19 protein-coding genes are annotated in these 19,617 nt (G+C 67.7%); 13 read left to right on the top strand and 6 right to left on the bottom strand.

All coding sequences use genetic code 11. The annotated features are described in order from the left end of the window. Positions 1-109: 109 nt before the first annotated feature. The 3 genes from OPF83_RS05750 (at position 110) to OPF83_RS05740 (ending at position 3,981) form a co-directional block, all read left to right on the top strand. Positions 110-2,476: a hypothetical protein gene (locus tag OPF83_RS05750; RefSeq protein WP_264886284.1), complete on the top strand. Its 2,367-nt coding sequence runs from the start codon at positions 110-112 to the stop codon at positions 2,474-2,476. Between the two features lie 179 nt (positions 2,477-2,655). After that, complete coding sequence (locus OPF83_RS05745) at positions 2,656-2,862, top strand: hypothetical protein (protein ID WP_264886283.1); 207 nt, start codon at positions 2,656-2,658, stop codon at positions 2,860-2,862. A gap of 120 nt (positions 2,863-2,982) precedes the next feature. After that, entirely contained in the window at positions 2,983-3,981 is a 999-nt protein-coding gene (locus OPF83_RS05740) for a S9 family peptidase (protein WP_264886282.1), read from the top strand. Between the two features lie 64 nt (positions 3,982-4,045). Here the strand turns inward: OPF83_RS05740 and OPF83_RS05735 are convergent, their stop codons facing one another. Then, positions 4,046-4,609, bottom strand: coding sequence for a TIGR03086 family metal-binding protein (locus OPF83_RS05735; RefSeq protein ID WP_264886281.1), 564 nt, complete (start codon positions 4,607-4,609; stop codon positions 4,046-4,048). A 38-nt stretch (positions 4,610-4,647) separates the two neighbouring features. On the opposite strand from OPF83_RS05735, the gene OPF83_RS05730 reads away from it, so the two are divergent. Beyond that, complete coding sequence (locus tag OPF83_RS05730) at positions 4,648-5,562, top strand: AraC family transcriptional regulator (RefSeq protein ID WP_264886280.1); 915 nt, start codon at positions 4,648-4,650, stop codon at positions 5,560-5,562. Between the two features lie 24 nt (positions 5,563-5,586). Here OPF83_RS05730 and OPF83_RS05725 read toward each other — a convergent pair whose 3' ends face one another. Next, positions 5,587-6,645 carry an ABC transporter permease gene (locus OPF83_RS05725; protein ID WP_264886279.1) on the bottom strand — a complete coding sequence of 353 codons (1,059 nt, stop codon included), beginning with the start codon at positions 6,643-6,645 and terminating at the stop codon, positions 5,587-5,589. A 114-nt stretch (positions 6,646-6,759) separates the two neighbouring features. On the opposite strand from OPF83_RS05725, the gene OPF83_RS05720 reads away from it, so the two are divergent. Beyond that, complete coding sequence (locus OPF83_RS05720; protein WP_031264621.1) at positions 6,760-7,314, top strand: TetR/AcrR family transcriptional regulator; 555 nt, start codon at positions 6,760-6,762, stop codon at positions 7,312-7,314. On the opposite strand, the gene OPF83_RS05715 is transcribed toward OPF83_RS05720, so the two are convergent. Beyond that, the gene (locus OPF83_RS05715) at positions 7,280-8,215 is read right to left on the bottom strand and encodes a bile acid:sodium symporter family protein (protein ID WP_264886278.1); all 936 of its coding nucleotides are present in this window, start codon (positions 8,213-8,215) and stop codon (positions 7,280-7,282) included. The two genes, OPF83_RS05720 and OPF83_RS05715, sit on opposite strands and share 35 nt — an antisense overlap. A gap of 582 nt (positions 8,216-8,797) precedes the next feature. Beyond that, positions 8,798-9,349: an LURP-one-related/scramblase family protein gene (locus OPF83_RS05710; protein ID WP_264886276.1), complete on the bottom strand. Its 552-nt coding sequence runs from the start codon at positions 9,347-9,349 to the stop codon at positions 8,798-8,800. A gap of 88 nt (positions 9,350-9,437) precedes the next feature. Between OPF83_RS05710 and OPF83_RS05705 the strand changes: the two genes are divergently transcribed. After that, complete coding sequence (locus OPF83_RS05705; protein WP_264886274.1) at positions 9,438-9,800, top strand: hypothetical protein; 363 nt, start codon at positions 9,438-9,440, stop codon at positions 9,798-9,800. Positions 9,801-9,893: 93 nt separating this feature from the next. Continuing rightward, positions 9,894-11,285 carry an NAD(P)/FAD-dependent oxidoreductase gene (locus OPF83_RS05700; protein WP_264886272.1) on the top strand — a complete coding sequence of 464 codons (1,392 nt, stop codon included), beginning with the start codon at positions 9,894-9,896 and terminating at the stop codon, positions 11,283-11,285. Positions 11,286-11,443: 158 nt separating this feature from the next. On the opposite strand, the gene OPF83_RS05695 is transcribed toward OPF83_RS05700, so the two are convergent. Beyond that, positions 11,444-11,647, bottom strand: a complete 204-nt coding sequence (locus OPF83_RS05695; RefSeq protein WP_264886270.1) for a hypothetical protein — start codon at positions 11,645-11,647, stop codon at positions 11,444-11,446. A gap of 253 nt (positions 11,648-11,900) precedes the next feature. Between OPF83_RS05695 and OPF83_RS05690 the strand changes: the two genes are divergently transcribed. From OPF83_RS05690 to OPF83_RS05675, 4 genes are all read left to right on the top strand, one after another. Beyond that, entirely contained in the window at positions 11,901-12,671 is a 771-nt protein-coding gene (locus OPF83_RS05690; protein ID WP_264886269.1) for an SDR family oxidoreductase, read from the top strand. Between the two features lie 284 nt (positions 12,672-12,955). Next, entirely contained in the window at positions 12,956-14,434 is a 1,479-nt protein-coding gene (locus OPF83_RS05685; protein WP_264886267.1) for an MFS transporter, read from the top strand. 117 nt (positions 14,435-14,551) lie between these two features. After that, positions 14,552-15,115 carry a dihydrofolate reductase family protein gene (locus OPF83_RS05680; protein ID WP_264886266.1) on the top strand — a complete coding sequence of 188 codons (564 nt, stop codon included), beginning with the start codon at positions 14,552-14,554 and terminating at the stop codon, positions 15,113-15,115. A gap of 113 nt (positions 15,116-15,228) precedes the next feature. Next, positions 15,229-15,612, top strand: a complete 384-nt coding sequence (locus tag OPF83_RS05675; protein WP_264886265.1) for a hypothetical protein — start codon at positions 15,229-15,231, stop codon at positions 15,610-15,612. Positions 15,613-15,661: 49 nt separating this feature from the next. Here OPF83_RS05675 and OPF83_RS05670 read toward each other — a convergent pair whose 3' ends face one another. Beyond that, complete coding sequence (locus OPF83_RS05670; protein ID WP_264886264.1) at positions 15,662-15,877, bottom strand: hypothetical protein; 216 nt, start codon at positions 15,875-15,877, stop codon at positions 15,662-15,664. Between the two features lie 203 nt (positions 15,878-16,080). Here OPF83_RS05670 and OPF83_RS05665 point away from each other — a divergent pair, with 203 nt between their 5' ends. Then, on the top strand, positions 16,081-17,394 hold the full coding sequence (locus tag OPF83_RS05665) for an acetyl-CoA carboxylase biotin carboxylase subunit family protein (RefSeq protein WP_309297743.1): 1,314 nt from the start codon (positions 16,081-16,083) through the stop codon (positions 17,392-17,394). 319 nt (positions 17,395-17,713) lie between these two features. Further along, positions 17,714-19,609: a hypothetical protein gene (locus tag OPF83_RS05660; protein ID WP_264886436.1), complete on the top strand. Its 1,896-nt coding sequence runs from the start codon at positions 17,714-17,716 to the stop codon at positions 19,607-19,609. Positions 19,610-19,617 lie beyond the last annotated feature (8 nt).

Here is a 19,617-nt window from a genome sequence, read left to right as displayed (position 1 = left end):
TGACATTATGCGCTGCGGAATAGTCGTCAACGGCGCGATGAGGGTACTTGTGGATTCCTGAGCCCGGCGTTGTGGCGAACCACCCAGACGAAGACCAGGGAGCCGACCAATGACCGACTGGCTCGACGTACTTGCGGCGATGCGACGCGGGCGTCGGCGCCCGGTGCGGGGGCGGGTCACCGCGCACCAGAATTCGAACCTCCACTTCGAGTACCCGGGCGGCGTGCCGTTCATGCCGCTGTTCCTGCATCCGGACGGGTTGGACCTGACCCGGGCCGACGGCTCGCTTCGTATGGACCGCCCGGACGGGACGCCGCTTTTCCTCATCGCGGACGGTTGGGCGTGGGACTTCTCCGAGAACCCTGAGCGTCCGGTCACCACGGAGTCGCGGTACGCCCCCGTGATCGGCCCCGGGTACGAGCTGATCTCGGCGTCGGAGAACGCGGACGAGGCGCTGTCGCGGTCGTTCCCCTCGGGGCCGGTCCGCAGCGACACGCATCTGGGCAGGCCCACGTGGGTTGTGCCCGGGTCCATCGCAGACGTGGACGCGGAGATCGTCGTGGATCAGCAGTCCGGCGTGGTGCTGGCGGTGACCGCGCTCGACGGCGACTGCTCGGCGCAGTTCGCCTCCATCGAGTTTCCCGAGTCGATCGACCCCGAGACGTTCCGATGGGACGGAGAGTCCACCGAGGCGACACCCCTGGAGATAGCCGAACGCGAGGACGGGACCTGGAACGTCGAGGACGTCGCGCTCCCAGAGCCTGTATCAGGACCCGAGCCAGAGCCCGAGCCAGAGCCTAAGTCGGAGTCCGAGGCGGACCCCAAGCCGGCGACGGACCCCACACCGGCGCCGGGACGGGAGATGCCGAGCGGCCGGGGGCGCGTGTTGCCCGTGCGGATGGAGACGTGGCTGATCGAGGACGGGTCCGTGTCACCGCCGCGCGTGGGCGAGACCGTTGAGTGGGCGCTGATGTTCGTCCCCGAAGATGACGACGACACCGCCACCGCAGGCTCCGAGCCGACTGCCCTCGTGGCCGAGGCGACTCCGGCGGATGGCAGGCCACCCAGACACGACTGGCAGGGGACGATGCGATGGTCGACCCACCTGCAGGGGGACGGCTGGAGCGCCATCTGGGATGCCGACAGACCGGTGATCGGTGCGGTCCACGTGCGGGGGCACCTGTGGATCGACTCGCTCGGGCAGGCGGTATTCCCGGCTCGGCAGACCGAGACCCGCGGACGCATCAGCCGGGTCCGGGTGCAGGTCATGAGGCAACGCAAGGTCACGTCCGTGTTCAGGAACAAGTGGGAGGCGGTACCGGATTCGCGGCGCTGGGTCGACGTGGAGGTCTCACCTCACGCGTTCGACATGCCGAGATTCGGAGAGGTCCAACCGGACGGCACACGCGAGTACCCGATCGATGTGATCGTTGAACTCGACCTGGACGCCGCGGCCCCACCCGAGCCGCGGCCACTCGTGGCCCCCGGGCGAGCCGCTGCGCAGGGACGGACACTCTGGGTGACCGACCGACAATTACCGGTGGTCGTGCGCATCGATCTGGAAACCGGAACCGCCACCGAGACTGTGCTGCCGTTGCCGGTGGCGGCCCAGGGGATGTTCTCCTCCGGGCCATTGTCGGTGTGGCCCGACGAGACCGGATGCTGGGTGCTGGCCGGAAACAGCCGCTACCGCATCGAACGCGATTCGACCGAGGCGGTCGTGGATCCCGAACCGCTCGGGAAGTGGTCTGCGTGCGGGTACGACAACCGGACGATGCTCGTACTCGGAGAATCCTCGGTGATCATCGACGCAGCGGGCAGTCGGCGCCCGGTCGAACTGCCCGACTGGGGTCCCGGCCCGGTTGTCGCGCCGCGAAGGGCCGGAGATCCGCACTTTGTCGTCGCGCTCGGAGTTCCCGACGTACCGATGCGTCCGAGCTCCTATGGTGGGTTCACCGCGCGATATGTGTATAGGCTCGCCACTATTGATGACGACGGCGTCGTCGTCATCGGACCCGAGGTCGAGTTCACCGACCAGATCAGCGCGATCGGGATCGTCGACGGACGGATCGTGGTGGCCGCGAGCGCCGTGTACACGGTGAGCGACGATCTGACGCTCGACACCGTCCACCGGCTGCCGACAGGGATGGTCCTGGAAGCTGGTTTCGTCGGGAATCGCCTGTGGATCCTCACCCACCATCCCGACGGCACCGGACCGTCAGGGCTCTGGCCGCACGGAGACGAATCCGAACGGCTCAGTCGCGAGGACGGCCGCTGGCTCTTCACCCTGCTCGAGCTGCCGAACATGCTGCCGGTAGGTGTGATGGGGGTCGACTCGAACTACCTGCACGTCACCGCGGATGCCGACGGCACCGTCTGGGTCCCGGGCCCGCAGATCCGCGGACTCCGCACCGACGGGACCGTGGCGCGCATCGACGTCGCGCACGTTCTCAACGGCGGTGGCGGGGGGAGCTGAAGAAGGGCGCGCTGAGTAGATCGAATCCTCAGGGCGACTCTGTTCTGAATCGCGTGGCTTCTGGAGCGGACCGTGTTCCCGAGCCTGTCGTCGGATCGGACGGGTAACGCGGTGGCGGCGGCCACTCGATATACCCGGTGCCAGGGCCACGAGTAGTCACCAATCGGAAGAAGGCTGTCATGGCAGGTTCGCTCACCACCTTCATCGAGAACGTCGCATTTCCCGCGCTCGGTGACATCTTCCCGTGCGAAGGCATGGAATGCGCCACCGGAATGGGGTCGGCCGCGGCGGGGTCGCTCGTGTTGCCGCAGTCGCTGGTGGCCCTCGCTCTGCAGGCATTGGGGGTACCACCGGCCGATGCCATCGGGAGCGTCAGGCAATTCTGACCACGGTCCGTCGCCCACGTCAGTAGGGGATCGGGGAGCCCCCGGGTCAGCTCGCGCTGCAGGCTACGGAGTTCGACGATCGCGCCCAGTGCAGGGTGCGGTACCGATACGGTGACGGCCGTGGACTCGAATGGCGGACGTCGCATCGCGGCAATGGTGGCGCTGTCGACGGTCATTCCGCTCGTGACCGGAGCCTGCGCCTCCGCTGAGGACACGGCACAATCCTTGTCGTCGCCGAGCCACCCCACTACGTCGACGGCGGTGGCAAGCGAGGCGTTGATCGATCGGCCTGAGCCGGCGGTCACGCGCGTGCCCTACCCCACCAGGGGGCCGGTCGACCCCGAGCAGAACTGGGGCGACCTCTATCTACCGGCCGGGCAGCACGCCGAGGGCTCGGTGCCGTTGGTGGTGCTCATCCACGGTGGCTCCTGGGAGTCGCAGCTCGGTGCCGAGGTGATGAACTCCTATGCCCGTGATCTCGTGGACCGGGGCATAGCTGTCTACAACATCGAGTACCGACGAGTGGGCTCCGGCGGTGGGTGGCCGACGACTTTTCACGACGTCGCCGACGCGCTGGACCACGTGGTGGAACTCAATGAACAGCACCCCGAGTTCACCATCGACGACGAGCTCGTCGTGGGACACAGCGCGGGTGCACAGCTGGCCATGTGGGCCGGTACCCGCCATGCCCTGAACGACGACGAGGTCGGCAACAGTCCACGGTTCCGTCCTACCCGCGTAGTCTCGGTGGCCGGGCCGCTGGACATGCGATACGCGGCCACGCACGGCGACAGTCGCATCGTCACCGTCCTGGGTGGCATGCCGGAGCAGGTCCCGGACCGCTATACGTCCGTAGATCCGATCCAGAACATCGACACGAACCTCCCCGTGGTGGCCGTCCACGGCACCGCGGACACGATGGTGGCGCCCGCGAACTCGGAGCGGTACATCGCCGCGGTCACGGAGGCCGGAGGGATCGGTGGGCTGACATTGGCCGACGGCGAGGACCACGTCTCGGTGGTGAGCAGCGATTCGCCCTGGTATCCCCGCATCCTCGACATCATCACCGAGACGTCAGACAAAACGGTCGACGAACTCCGCGAGATCCACTCCGGCTAAGCCGAGACGGCACAGGGCATCCCGGCACGTTCGGCGGTCACCGAGGGTGCATCATTCCGCCCGCTCAGGCGACCCGGCCCAGCCGGGCGAGGACGATCTCGAGACGGCCGGCGCCGGCAGGTGCGGAGACGCCCGGGCGGCAGATCCCGTCCATGTAGAGCGCGTCGCCGAAGCTGTCCGCACCCTGCTCCATCTCGTCGATTTCGGCGTCGGTCAGTCCCGCGTCGAGCCCGGTGGCGCGGGCGATGTCCCAGCGGTGGACGACCATGTCCCAGATGTAGAACTGCTCGAGCGCGGCTCCGACGGTGGTGGGGCCGAAGAATCCCTCGAAGGCGATCGCTGCCACGTCGGTGTCGTCGTTGTCGGTGTCGTCAAACTTCGCCTGGACGCGCCCGGCGTGGTCACGCCAGGCCCGCGCGGGGTCGTCGTCGACATCCGGTTCGTCCCCCAGGTCCACCCCGTGGGTGGCGAGGAAATCGCGCTGGGTGTCGATGATGTGCCGCACGACGTCCCGCGCCGTCCACCCCTCGCAGGGGGACGACGACGACCACGACGCGGCGTCAACGGTCTCGATGAGGTCGGTCAGTGGCCCGCGGGCCGCGCCGTAGCGCTCTGCTGTGGTGTTCATGCCCGCAACGCTAGGGCCTGTGGCAATGTCGGGGATTGATGAAATCCGACAGTGGGCAGGCCCCTGATCCGTCCCCCTCCGGCCGGCGGATGGACGCGATCGAGCGTGCTCACCTGAAGGAATCCGGTGACGCCTCGCACGCGATGTACCGGTACGCCCCGCCGCCTGAGTTCGCCGGCTTCCTCGAGCGGTTCTGGATCCCGGTGTGGTCGGTGCCGCCCGGCGAGGAGGCGCCCCAGAAGGTGCTGCAGTACCCGGTGTGTCTGATCGTCATCACGCCCGGGTACGCGCGCTTCTACGGCGTGGTGTCGGGACTGTCCACCACCACGCTGACCGGTGACGGGTGGGCGGTGGGCGTGATGCTCGCCCCGGCCGCCGGGTACCTGCTGGCGCGCGGTTCGGCTCCGGCTGGGCCCGACGAACCGGGGCTGGGGCCCGCGGACTCGGTCTCCGACTTCACGGACCGGTTCGTCGACCTCACAGAGGTGCTGGGGGAGGCGGGCTCGGCCCTGTCCGAACAGGTCCGGGCCGCGATGGACCCCGATCCACACACCGAGCGCAGTCACCTCGCGGCGATGGACGCCTACGCGTCGGTGCTGCGCGGATACCTCCCGGTCGACGGAGAGGGAGAGATGGTCAATCGGCTCGTCCGGTACGTCGAGACGGATCGCGAGGTGTTGCGCGTGGCCCAGCTGTGCGAGGAGTTCGGGATGAGTGAGCGCACGCTGCAGCGGCTGGTGCACCGGCGGCTCGGGTTGACTCCGAAGTGGCTGATCCAGCGGCGTCGGCTCCAGGAGGCCGCCGAGCTCCTGCGGACGGGCGAGGAGGGCGCGGCGGAGGTGGGGGCGATGCTCGGCTACGCGGACCAGGCGCACTTCATTCGCGACTTCTCCGCGGTGACCGGGATGACGCCGGGGCGGTTCGCCGCGGGGCACGGCGGCGACGGGCACTGACCGGCCCGCCGCCGGAGCCGTTCCTCAGGCGCGGGTGCGGGTGCGGCGCGCGCCGGCGTAGGCCAGCGCGATGCCGACGAGCATCCAGCAGGCGAGCACGATCCAGGCGTGCGTGGCGCCGGCACCGTCGAAGTAGGCGACCGAGCGCAGCGCGGTGCCGCTCGCGCCGAGCGGGAGATACTGGCCGATCGCGCCCCAGGGCTGCGGCAGGAAGAGCGGCCCGGTGGCCATGCCCGACAGCGGGTTGGAGATGAAGAGCATGAGCACGGCGCCCAGGCCGATCCCCGCCGGGCCGAGCAGGAGTCCCAGGCCCAGCACGACCAGTGAGATGGAGGCGATGCCGGCGGCGATCGTCAGTGAGGTGGTCAGGTAGTCCCCGTCGAGGGTGCCGAAGCCGAACTGGAGGATCGCCGTGGCGACGAACCCACCCAGGAGGGCGATCCCCAGCGCGGCGAGGACCCGCGCGGTGACCCGTCCTCGGTAGCCCAGCACGAGCGCCGCGGCCGAGGCCATCCCGCCGAAGATGAGGGGCAGGGCGAGGATCGTCAGGCTGGCGCCGGCGGCGTCCTTCTCCGACAACGGCGCCAGGTCCTCGTAGGTGACCTGCTGACCGCCGGAGGCCATCTGGGTGCCGATGCCGCGGAGCATCTGCGCGTACGGGGCGCCCGCGCCCGAGGCGATCTGGATTGTGACGCCCTCCGGGCCGAGGGCGATCCCGCCGACGGCCTCGCGGTTCCGGATGGCGTCGGCGGCCGCCTCGGCGGAGTCGTAGGTGTGCGCCTCGATGGAACCGGGCTGAGCCGTGCTCATCATGGTGGTGATCTGCTCGACCGCCGGGCCGGGACCGCTCACCGCTACCGGGAGGTCCTTGGGCCCGGAGTTCAGCGCGGGTGCGGCGAAGGCGAGCAGCATGAGGCAGATGACGACCGGGATGCCCAGCACGATCCCGATGAGCATTTTCGGGTTCCGCCGCTGGGCAGCGGCCTGGTCCGCGTCAGGACCGGGCGACGTGGCGACGTCGGAGGCCGGTGTGCCCGGGTCGGGCGAGTCGACGGGTGTGTTGTGTGTCGGGGAACCATTCATCTCGACCTCCGAGAGGTGCTAAACGGAGCCTTTTGCTCCGGATCAAACGGAGTGTAATACTCCGTTACAGCGCGACGCAATATCGAGTCGCCTTGATCCGAGGAGGACAGAGTCATCCGTGCCGATGCCCGCGCCAACAGGGACGCGATCCTCGCGGCTGCACGCACCCTCTACGCGAGCGACTCCGTGGTGCCCTACAGTGCTGTCGCCGCCGAGGCGGGAGTCGGGATCGCCACGCTCTACCGTCACTTCCCCACGCCCGACGACCTGATCGAGGGACTCGCCCGGGACATCGCCGCGCAGATCCGCGACATCTGCGCGCGCAGGCTCGAGGAGATGGGGACCGACCCGGCCGCGGGCTGGACCGGGTTCGCCGGGGACATCGCCGCGCTGCGACTGGGCATCCTGTTCCCGCACCTGTTCCGTGGTCTCAGCACTGACACGCTGCCCCGCTCGATCCACGACCTGCGGGAGGAGACCTTCGGCGCGATCGACACGGTCGTCGACGCGGCGCGGTCAGCCGGGCTGGTCCGCCACGACGCGAGCACCCTGCAGATCCACCTGGGGCTCAGTCTGCTCACCCGCCCGACCCCGGAGATCGTGGATCAACTGGTCCCGGGGCTCACCGACTGGCTCATCGACGTTTTTCTGCGGGGCCTGCGCCCCTGATCGCCGCGGGGCCGGAATGCCCGCCGTGCCCGCTGGACGCGCTGGACCCGCCGTGCCCCTTGCTGATCGTGAACCCGAAGGCCGGCGCCAGGATGTACATGAGGATCGAGTAGACCGCGGCCGGGATCGCCACCTCTACGCTGCCCAGCACGCTCAGGGCGATGGTCAACGCCATGGTGGTGTTGTGCACGCCGATTTCCATGGACGCGGCGATCGACTGCGGTCGGTCCAGGCGCAGCAGCCTCGAGACCCAGTACCCCAGGGCGAGGCTGGCGAGGCAGAACAGGCCGGTCACCGCGCCGACGGAGTACAGGTAGTCCAGGACGTTCTCCCGCTCGCCGATGATCGCTCCCACCGCGACGATCACCAGCACGGCGATCGAGAAGATCCGTACCGGGCGGTCCGCGCGCTCGGCCATCGCGGGTCGGCGGCTGCGCACGATCATGCCCAGTATCACCGGGATGATCACGATCGCGATGACCTGCACGACCTTGCCGAACTGCAGGCCCAGGGTTCCGTCGGCGTCGAAGTAGCCGATCGCGAGGTTGGTGATCACCGGAATCGTCACGGCGGCGAGTACTGAGTTGATCGCGGTGAGGGTGATGTTGAGCGCCACGTCGCCGCGGAAGAGGTGGCTGAGCAGGTTGGCGGTGGTCCCGCCGGGGGAGGCCGCCAGCAGCATCACGCCCACCGCCAGCAGTGGGTCGAGGTCGAAGGCCAGCACGAGGCCGAACGCGACCGCGGGCAGCACGAGGATCTGCAGGACCAGCGCCACCACCACGGCGCGGGGTGAGGTGGCCACGCGGCGGAAGTCGTCGACCGTGAGCGACAGCCCCAGACCGAACATGATGATCGCCAGCGCGATCGGCAACCCGACGGTGATCAGTGCGGAATCGTTCATCGGTCCGGGCGGTCCTTCCCCTCGGTGACTCGGTCGGCGCGTCGCCGCCCCGCCGGTGACGTGCGGCGGGGGAGTTCACACCATCAAGCCCTATGTATGGGGTGTGTCACCGCAAATCGCCGAAAGTCGGTGTGGTGGGGGACGATGACAACGACGACGACACCGAGTTCGCTCACCCGCAGCGCTGGCCTGACCGGGGACACGGATCGCTCGTCTTCTCGCGCATCGGTCAGATCACGTCCCAGCGACTCGCCGCTCATCCTGGGACGTCTTACCACTCATCAGGGGACGTGAGGAGCGCCGGCATGGTTCGATGACCGTGACGGGTCAACGACGGCTCCCGCACCTCCGAGGGGCACATCAGACCCCTGCTCGAGAGGAGCCCCCCTCGGGAGCACGGGGTGTGATGAAGGGCATATCTCCGCACGGTAGGTGTGGGGGATCAACGCCGCTCCACGGGAATCTCAACGCACCATCAGCGAGGCCACACTGCACAACGAGGGGTCACGCCCGCAGTCGGCGTACACAGCCTTGGCGGTCAGTGGTGGCGCCCCAGAACTGCACAGCGGGACCTCGCTCGGCTCAGCTACTGCGCTTGCGCTTATCCCGGATGAGGTCCAGCGCCAGCACCGCACCGATGATCGCGTGACGCTGGGGAACCGTGAGGTACTCGGCGAGTCGCAGTGAGTAGGTCGATTTGCCGAAGAACGCATTGCCGACGCCGGACCACGTGCGGGACACCGTCCCCATCTCGCCGCCCGGGCCGGCGATCTGGAACTCGAAGCCCCAGACGTTCCCGGTGAACTCGAGCTCCTCGCCGCGGACGTCGAGCGTGATGCGGGTGCCGAACAGTAGGAGCCTGCTGACCAGCGTCGCGAGGAGGTCGCCATGGGCGTCGCGGATCAGCATCCTCTCGCGGCCTAACGTATAGACGTCCTCCACCCGGAGCACCGGATTGTCGGGACCCTCGAACACGGTCAGTTCTCGGGACCCGGCAACCATCCGCATCAGGGTGCTGCCGCCGGTCTCGACGTGACCGACCTGGCGGCCGGCCTCGTCGAGGATCGCGAAGTCGTTCTTGACGAAACTGGTGGTCTGCTGGAACAGCAGAACGTTGCTCATCAGGCCGCTCATGTGAACCATCGTTCTCCGCGTTCGAGAATCCGCCACCGGCGGCTCGCACGTGATACCCAGTAGTGATCGCTGCGGAGGAGGAGGCCACATGAACGACACCAGTGAGTTGAGGCGGGAGTTCGAGGCGGCCATCGACCGGTTCGAGCAGTACCGTGCGTCCGTGTCGGGGGTGCTCGACGAGCGTCCGGCGGGTGAGCTGTCTCGGGCCCTCGACGCGATCCTGCCAGACCTGCTGTTCTACGAGGGGCAGGCCTGCGCTGCCGGACTGGCGCTGACCCAGCTCGATGCCGACGGACAGTCCGACGGGAGTGCTGCGGTCGAGGCAGTAGCCCGGGTGCTGGGTCGCGGACTCGTGGAGCAGCAGGCCGCGCGGCGGGGAAGTGACTTCCTGGCCGGATTCGCCGCGATGCTCGCACGGACGCACGGGTGCATTGACGATCTCCCCGACTAGCGCATCGGGGTGCGGGCGCTCCGGAAGCCGGACGAACCCTGTGGGGCGGGGGTAACGTTCTGGGCGCCGACCACCGAGATCAGGAGTGCCAAAGTGGATGCAATCAACAGTCAGGGCGAGGACGTCCCGGCTGCCGCTCGCCGGCATCGCGTCGTCATCATCGGCTCGGGCTTCGGCGGTCTGACCGCCGCGCAGCAGCTCGAGGACGCCGACGTCGACGTGACGCTGGTTGCCATGACAGGCCATCACCTGTTCCAGCCGCTGCTCTACCAGGTGGCGACCGGGATCCTCTCCGTCGGCGAGATCGCCCCGTCGACCCGCCTGGTCCTGCGGGACCAGAAGAACGTCACGGTCACCCTCGGCGAGGTCGACCAGATCGACGTCTCAGCCCGGACCGTCCACGCCCAGGCCGGACACGTCGACTTCACACTCGAGTACGACAGCCTGATCGTCGCCGCCGGAGCCAACCAGTCGTACTTCGGCAATGACCATTTCGAGCGGTGGGCGCCCGGGATGAAGACCATCGACGACGCCCTCGAACTCCGTGGTCGGATCCTCGGCAGCTTCGAACTGGCGGAACTCACCGAGGACCCGGAGGAACGCCGCAAGCTCCTCACCTTTGTCGTGGTAGGCGGAGGACCGACCGGGGTCGAGATGGCCGGACAGATCGGTGAGCTGGCCAACCGTACCCTCAAGAACAGCTTCCGTCGCATCGATCCGGCCGAAGCCAGGATCATCCTCCTCGACGCCGCCCCCGGCCTGTTGCCGCCGTTCGGGGAGAAGCTCGGCAAGGCCGCACAGATGAGGCTGGAGGAGCTCGGCGTGGAGGTCATGCTCAACGCCATGGTCACCGATGTCGACGCGACGGGTGTCGAGGTCAAGGAAGAGGACGGCACGACGCACCGGATCACCACGGCCTGCAAGATCTGGTCCGCCGGGGTGCAGGCCAGCCCGCTGGGGAAAATGATCGCCGACCAGACCGAGGCCGAGGTCGACCGCGCCGGTCGCGTTCAGGTCACCAAGGACCTCTCGGTTCCCGGGCATCCCGAGATCTTCGTGATCGGCGACATGATGAGCCTCGACAAGCTTCCCGGCGTGTCTCCGGTGGCGATCCAGGGCGCCAAGCACGTGGCCAAGCACATCACCCGAGAGGTCGCCGGCAAGCAGACCCCTGCCGGCCGTCCGCCGTTCAAATACTTCGACAAGGGCTCCATGGCCACGGTGTCCAGGTACAGCGCCGTGGTGAAGATGGGTGGGATCGAATTCCACGGCTTCATCGCCTGGGTGATGTGGCTACTGGTCCACCTGGCCTTCCTCATCGGGTTCCGCAACCGTATTGCCACCCTCTTCTCGTGGGGAATGCACATCGTGGGCGATCATCGCTCGCACCTCAGTTCCACCGCGAGGTTCGTCTACGGACGTCGGGCGATCGACCGCGTATACGGGGGCGAGATCCCCCGCAGCCGGATCGAACCGACGCCGTAGACGAACCGAGGCGTGAGTAAGCGGCCTTGGCGCCTGGGCGCGCCATAACCCGCGGAGCTGGGCTCTCAGCGGGCCAGGGCTGGCGATAGGTCAGGGCCGCCGATGGGTCAGGCCTGCACAGCGGTCAGGACTGTCGATAGGTCAGTCCTGTCGGTGGGTCAGGACAATCCGCCGAGGAGGTCCGTCGGGATCAGATCGCCGAGGATGTCGGTAGGGAGCATCCCGATCAGCGAGTCGCCGCTGCCGCCGCCACTGCCGCCGCTGCTGGCGTTCTGTAGGAGCGAGCCCGTGCCGAGTGAGCCGCCGAGCGAGCCGATGATGGGAAGGGCGAGAGAGCCCATTGCGATGGAGCCGAGATCCATGAGGGGTCCTTTCGAAAAAGGTCGCGACCGGTCAGGGGCGCCGGCCCGACGTTGCCGATCGTAACAGTGATTTGACTCACGATCATGTGATGTGCGAATCGACTTTCTGATGGTTTCCTCGTGTTTTAGGCCGCGGGGCCTGAGGCACTACGCTTGGGCCTAGTAGGGGAATCGGCGAACTACGCCGCGCTGACGTGCAGGTATCACGCTCCCGCACCGTCGAGCGTCCAGAATTCTCACGGGGGAGAAGCACATGCCATCGATCTTCATCACGGGCGGCGCGGCCGGTATCGGCCTGGCCACTGCCGAGCGCTTCGCGCGCGAAGGCTGGAAGGTCGGTGTGTACGACGTCGACCAGGCCGCACTCGCCGCGGTGAAGTCCGAGCATCCGGACTGGATCGTCGGTGAGCTCGACGTCCGTGAGCCCCAGCAGTGGGCGGACGCCCTGGCTGAGTTCGCCTCGCACACCGGCGGCACACTCGACGTGCTGGACAACAACGCGGGCGTGCTCGTCGCCGGGGACCTCGACGAGATCTCGACCGGCGCGATCAAGGCGCAGATCGACATCGACGTCCTGGGCGTGACGTACGGAGCACAGGCCGCCCTGCCCTACCTCAAGGCGACCCCGGGCGCGCACCTGGTCAACATCGCCTCCGCGTCGGCGATCTACGGCCAGCCCGGCATCGCCACCTATAGCGCCGCCAAGTTCTACGTCGCCGGCCTGACCGAGGCACTCGAGCTCGAGTGGGAGAAGCACGACGTCAGGGTCGTGGGCATCTGGCCGCTCTGGGCCAAGACCTCGCTCGCCGATAACGAGGCCAAGTCCACCAAGACCCTCGGCGTGAACATCACTCCCGAGCAGGTTGCCGACAAGGTGTGGCAGTCGGTGCACCCGACGGCCCTCGACCGCCGGATCCACCGCACGTCCTACTCGGTCGGTCTGCAGACGCTCCTCCTGGGCAACTTGTCCAAGTTCTCGCCGAACTTCGCGACGCGCCTGGTGAACAAGTACCTCGCCCAGTAGCGCTGGGTCTGGACGGAGGTAGCTGACCGGCGCCCGGAAGTGGACACATTGTCCAGTCGGAGGCGCCGTAACCGGTGCGATCGGGTACCACCTGTAGATTCCACGCATCAAGATGTGACGGAAGACACATCTTCTCCTACTGTGTATTCCGCCCGCCGGACCGGGCACGCCGATCGAGCAGTTCGGCGTGGTCGGCCACGACGGGCGGCACGGCATCACCCGCCACGACCGGAAGGCCGGCCCCGCGATCCGGGATCCGGCCGCCGCCGCACACGAGGAGAAACATGAGATCGTCGGATTCGAGAACCGAATCGAGGCCGGACGACGACGTCGTCGTCGACCCCACCGACGCACCCCACGTCGGCGCGGCACAGGATCGCGTCGGGGACGCTGAACGCGCCGCGGACGCCGGGGACGCCGAGGGCGACACGTCGACCGTCCCCCGGCGGCGGATCATCCTCGCCTCGCTCATCGGCACCACGATCGAGTTCTACGATTTCTACATCTTCGCCACCGCGGCGGTCTCGGTCTTTCCCCTCCTGTTCTTCGCCGGCGGCGACGCGGACACCGCACTGCTGGCCTCCATGGCGACCTTCGGCACCGCGTTCATCGCCCGCCCGCTCGGCTCGGTCTTGTTCGGGCACTACGGCGACCGGCTCGGCCGCAAGGTCACCCTCGTCGGCGCGCTCCTGACGATGGGCATCGCGACCTTCCTCATCGGGCTGCTGCCGACGTTCCACCAGATCGGCGTGTTCGCCCCGGCGATGCTCACGATCCTGCGCTTCTTCCAGGGCATCGGCCTGGGCGGTGAGTGGTCGGGCGCTGCCCTGCTCGCCTCCGAGACCGCCCAGCCGGGAAAGCGCGCCTTCGCCGCGATGTGGCCGCAGCTCGGCGCCCCGTTTGGGTTTATCCTCGCCAACGGGATTTTCCTGCTGCTGACCATCTGGTTCGCCTACGACTCGACCGCCGCCGACCTGAGCGACCCGTTCCTCGTGTGGGGATGGCGCCTGCCGTTCCTGCTGTCCGTCGTGATGGTGGCCGTGGGCCTGTACGTCCGGCTGCGCATCGAGGAGACGCCGGTCTTCGCCAAGGCGATCGAGCAGAACGAGCGCGTCAAGGCGCCCGTGACCGAGGTGTTCCGCAAGAACTGGTGGGAGATCATCCTCGGCACGTTCATCATGCTGGCCACCTATGGCCTGTTCTACCTCATGACCACGTGGATCCTGTCGTTCGCGATCGGCGGCGAGGACACCGGCGGGCTCGGCTACGGCTATCAGTCGTTCCTCGTCCTGCAGGTGACCGCGATCCTGCTGTTCGCGGCGTTCATCCCGATCGCCGGTTACCTCGCCGACCGCTTCGGGCGCCGCACGATGCTCATCGCCACGACCGTCGGGATCATCCTGTTCGGCCTGTCGTTCGGGTGGTGGCTCAGCCCGGAGGCGATGGGCACCGGCGAGAATCTCGACGTGGGCCGGATGCTGGTGTTCCTCTGTGTCGGCATGGCGCTCATGGGACTGACCTTCGGCCCCATGTCGGCGGTGCTGCCGGAGCTGTTCCCCACCAACACCCGCTACACCGGCTCGGGCGTGGCCTACAACATCTCCGCCATCCTCGGTGCCGCGCTCACGCCGTTCGCCGCGGTGTGGCTCGTGCAGCACTTCTCGGTGGCGCACGTCGGCTACTACCTGGCCGCGATGTCCGTGCTGACGATCATCTCCCTGGTGCTCGCGCCCGAGACCAGCAAGAAGTCGCTCTACACCTGAGCTGACCGGCGCCGGACCCTTTCGCCGTGGGTGCGAGAGGCCTACGCTCGGTGGATCGCGTCCAGCCCCCGGCGACCGATGTCGCCCGGGGGCGGCGCCAGACGACTGGAGGGGCCCATGGGAACCCTGTGCTACACCGCGTCGGTCTCCCTCGACGGGTATGTCGCCGACGCCGACGGTGATTTCCAGTGGTCAGCGCCCGACGACGAGGTGTTCAGTTTTCATGTCGAGCGCATGGGCCCGGTGTCGCACGAGGTGCTCGGCAGGCGGACCTACGAGCTGATGCGGTACTGGCACGCAGAGCCCGACGACGAGGAGTGGGGCCCCGACGAGAAGGAGTTCTCCCGGCGCTGGCTGGGGATCCGACACGTCGTGGCCTCGTCCACGCTGACCTTGGGCGAGCTCGTCAGGTCAGAGGACGAGCTGGTCGCGGACTTGGGACTGGACGAGCTCCGCCGGATCGTCGACGAGGCACCCGGCGAGGTCGAGATCTTCGGCCCCACCGTCGCCACCCCGGCGATCCGCGCGGGGATGGTGTCCGACTTCCGCTTCTTCGTGATTCCCAAGATCGTGGGCGGAGGCTTGCCCGCGCTGCCTGACGACGTCCGTCTCGAACTGGACCTCGTCGAGCACCGCGTGTTCGGTTCGACGACGTACCTGCACTACCGCCCCTCGGACTGAGGCGTCGGGCAGGGTCGTCGTCGTTCCTTCCTTATCGGTGACTTACACGGACCTGAACGCAGCTCACATCTCCACCCGCGCGGCGCTTCTCGCCCATTGCGACGTTAACCGCGATGGGATCGGTCGGGATCGGCGACCGCAATCACACCGGCGCCGTGCCGGGTGAGAACCCCGGCGAGACCGTGTTCCTCGTGGACCAGAACCTCAACTCCGAGGGCAGCACCACCACGGAGAACATCGAGATCCACTGGACCAACACCGACACCGGCGCCGAGGGCACCTTGTCCGGTTTCGACCAGATCAACTGGATCGACTTCCAAGGTGACGAGACGTGGGGCGCGATCGTCGACACCGGGCCCGGCACCATCGAGTGGTCCATGAACGCCACGGAGGACGGCCTCTTCCTGCCGGCCTTCTCACTCACCATGATGGGGATCGACGCGGGATCGAACAGCAATCCCTACGGAGGGTGCGCCGGCACGGTCACCGTGCCCTGATCCGCCTGACCTCCTGGACCCGCCGGTACTCCTACGCCCGCCGGAACTCCTACGTTCGCCGGTTCCACAACTGGTGCGTGCGACCGGTGGGCGTGGAGAGGAACTCCCGATCGAACCGCTCGGAGAGATCCAGCCCGTCGGGATAGGCGCGCTGTCCCTCCCCGAGCGTCACCGGGACCACCACGACGTGCAGATAGTCCAGCGAGACGAAGTAGTTGTGGATGCGAACGCGGGACATGGGGGTGCTGCCCTCCGGAGAGACCATCGTCGGCCACGGTGTTGCCGACCGAATCGGCGCTAGGCCTGCCCGGCCCTCACCCGCAAGGGGCGCGGGAACCCGACGCGGCTGAGCATCAACTGAGAGTCGACCCGCTGCTCGTGGTGGCGGTCTCCGGGCCCTTGCATCAGGTGACCTCGTGGGTAGTTTTGGGAGTCCCAGCAGCGCCCGCACCGAGGAGGAATACAGGTTTGATCTCATCCGCCACAGCACACGAGACGGCAGCCACAGACCACACGTCGGCCGAGCACACACGGCCGAGCACCTTCGATCCGAAAATCGACCAGCGAGATCCGGACAAGGGTTTCGTCGCACTCCTCGGGTGGGCGCCCGGCGCCGTGGACGCGGTGGACCGGTTCGACCGTCGATACGTCGTGGTGGCCCCGGACTGGGCGGAGGACTATTGCCGAGAGCACGGGATCCCGTACGTCCCCTGGAACTTCGAGCGTCTCAACGACCGGTCCATGGAGATCGCCGAGACACTCAAGGACATGGGAGTCGACGTGGCGATTCCCCTGTTCGAGGAGACCGTCGAATGGGCCGGCGCCATCAACTCGATGCTCATGGACAATCCGACTCTCTACGGACAATCCCTACTGCTGCGCGACAAGGCACTGATGAAGCGTCGCGCCCAACTCGGCGGTATCCGTGTGGGCATCTTCGAGGAGGCGCACGAACGTGACGACGTGATCCGCTTCCTCAAGCGGGTCAACCAGACCCTGCTCAAGCTCGACGGCGACCCCAACGACCCGATCCACCTCAAGGCCTTCGACAAGGCCGGGTGCCTGGGGCACCGGGTGATCCGCACTCCGGACGAGATCGACTCCATTCCGGAGGAAGAATTTCCCGTATTGATGGAATCTCACCTCGACGGCTGGGAGTTCGCCGTTGAGGCCTGGGTCCACGACGGCAAGATCGTCTTCCTCAACATCTCCGAGTACGTGCGACTCGGTTACTCCGTGTTCGTGCCCGCCTCGCCGGAACTGGAGAAGTACCGGCCCGAGATCACCCGGCAGATCGAGAAGCTCATCAAGACCTTCGACATCAAGTTCGGGTTCGTACACCCGGAGTATTTCGTCACCAGCGATGGCGAGATGTACTTCGGCGAGGTGGCCTACCGGCCGCCGGGCTTCAAGGTGTTCGAGTTGCTGGAGCGCGCCTACGGGTTCAACGCCTACCAGGGTCTCGTCCTGTCGTTCGATCCCAAGACCACCGCCGAGGAGATCGCCGACTTCTTCCCACGCGAGGTCGTGGACGCCACCGGGCACGCCGGATGCTTCGGCGTCTACCCGCGGCGGCGCGTTGTCTCGGAGCTCGAGATCCCGGAGGAGACCGAGGACCACCCGTACTTCGAGTCCCACGAGCTCAGCGCCCCGCTGGAGGAGACCGTCACCAAGCGCACCGCGTTCGGCACCCACTGGGGACTGGTGTACTTCTTCGGCGACGACGCATACGAGATGCGCTCCGTTCTCTCCCGGCAGGAGGAGCTCGACTTCTACGTGTGAGGTCGTCGCGCAGCGGCGCCGAGCCGGGCGATCGCGCTCGGCGTACCGCGCGATCGCGCTCGCCAAGCTGTGGGATCGCGCTCGGCCGCCAGCGCGGTCAGCGTGACCCGACCGGGCACCACGCCCGACCGTGCGCAGGGTGGGCGCGGGTACGGTACCGGGAACGGGAAATGATGTCGTGTGCACCTCAGTCGGCACGCGCAGACGGGAGTGGTGGCCGGTGACCGGAAACGTGCAGGTGCTCGAGAAGCGTCTGGACTCGCTCGACGACGCCACCACTGCGCTCGCCGACGCCGGCGGACTGGGCAAGGCCACCGCCATGCGTCGAGTGTTGGATGGGCTGCGCCTCGTCCTGCTGCAGGACGGTGGCGCCCGCGCAGTACAGGACCGCGCGGCGCGACTCGAGTCCGCCGGCCTGTTCGACGGCACCGACTGGGCCAGCCCCGGATCGCTGGTGCCCGCGCTCAGTACCGGATCGCTCGGAAGCGCGGAAGCGGACACGGTCGTCATGGAGATCGTCAGTGACCTCCGGCTGGCGGCCGTGGCATTGGGCGAACACACCCACGCCGACGTGAGCGCGGAGCAGGCTCGAGGGCACCTCAGTGAGGTCCTTGCGCACAACGCCTCGCTGCTGTTCACCACGGCCAGCGAGGCCGAACGGACCAGGCAGGGTCGCATGGCCACGGTGACCCGTTCGGCGATCAGGCACCTCGCCCACGAGATCGGCCTCGACAGTGTCCTGGACCAACTGGTCGAGGAGATCTGGCGGATCCTGCGCCAGCGGCCGATCCAGGTGGAACAGATCAAGCAGACCATCTCCGAGATCGACGTGGCCCGCCAGGACCCCGACATGGACATGAGCCGCGGCGGCGTGGGGGTGGACCGCCTCATCACGAGCATCTACGGCACCACCGAGGCGAGCCGCGAAGATCCCGGGGTGGACGTCTACCGCGCACGACTCGAGTCGATGGACGAGGGCGATCTCCAGTACGAGGCGGCCGGTTTCGCCCGATCGATGCACGACACCGGACTCGTCTCCCCGTATCACCCGGTGCTGCTGCGGTTCCTCCGGGAATCGGGCAGCCTCCTCATGGTGGAGGCGCTGGGACTGTCCAGCACGGGGCGCGAGAGTCTGCTGTCCTTCCACTCCCTGGTGGATGCGCTCATCGACGCCGCCGTACATCCGGAGACGCCGCAGGCCGTGTACGGGCTAGCACTGCTCCTGGAACGTGGGATCCTCTTCCAGCCCCCCGTCGCGCCCGGCCTGTGGCGTCAGCTCGCGTTGCCGCTGTCCGAGCACGCGCGGGAGCGACTGGCACTCGCATACGGGAACGCACACGAGGGACGCGTCTGGCTGCTGGCCGGCACCCTGTCCATGCTCGGGCAGCCGCTCGGGGTGGGTCAGGGCGACAATCCGACCTGCCAGTCCGCCCGCGCGCTGTCGATGTGGGCGTACAACGACCCCGACTACCTGCTGCAGACCATCGCCCGCGCCGCCCGCGACGACGAGCTGGTGATGCATTTTGAGGGGCGGCCGATCTCCTCGCAGGAGGTCGACGCGGGACTCGCGGCCACACTGCCCGTGGACCTGGACCCGGTGTCCCTACTCGTGGTGCCGCATCTCGACCGCATCTACGCCGAGATGGGGCGCCTGTGCGCAGACCGCGAGGGCGACCCGCACCGCTGGGTCAACCCGGAATTCCACGGCTGGTGGGCCGCCCGCGGATTCCGGATCATCGTGGACGTGGCCACCGGACGACTCACCGGAGTCAACGACTTCCTCCGCCACTTCTACGGCAGCTACCACCCGCTGCACAACGGCAACCAGCCGCTCATCCACCCGCAGCCCGCCGGCGTCGCCGTGACAGACAGCTCCGCGAGGTTCGTCGGCTGGCACGCCATCACGATCCTGCGGGCCGCGCTGGACCCCGAGGGCACCATGCGGGTCTACTTTTTCAACCCCAACAACGACAGCGGTCAGGACTGGGGGGACTCCGTCGTGGTGAGCACCGCAGGCCACGGCGAGCGGTTCGGTGAATCGTCACTACCGTTCGAGCAGTTCGCCTCGAGGCTGTACATCTTCCACTTCGATCCACTCGAACCCGGCGAGACCGGATCGGTGACGACCGAGGAGATCGACGCGGCCGTGGGGTACCTGCACCGCAGCTGGGGCGCCGATCGGTTGCCGGAGCTCGATCCCACAGCGACCGACTGAGCTCAGGG

It is taken from the genome of Dietzia sp. NCCP-2495 (genome assembly GCF_026011735.1).
In the GTDB taxonomy this organism is placed as follows: Bacteria; Actinomycetota; Actinomycetes; order Mycobacteriales; family Mycobacteriaceae; genus Dietzia.
This window is presented reverse-complemented; position numbering and strand designations above follow the sequence as displayed.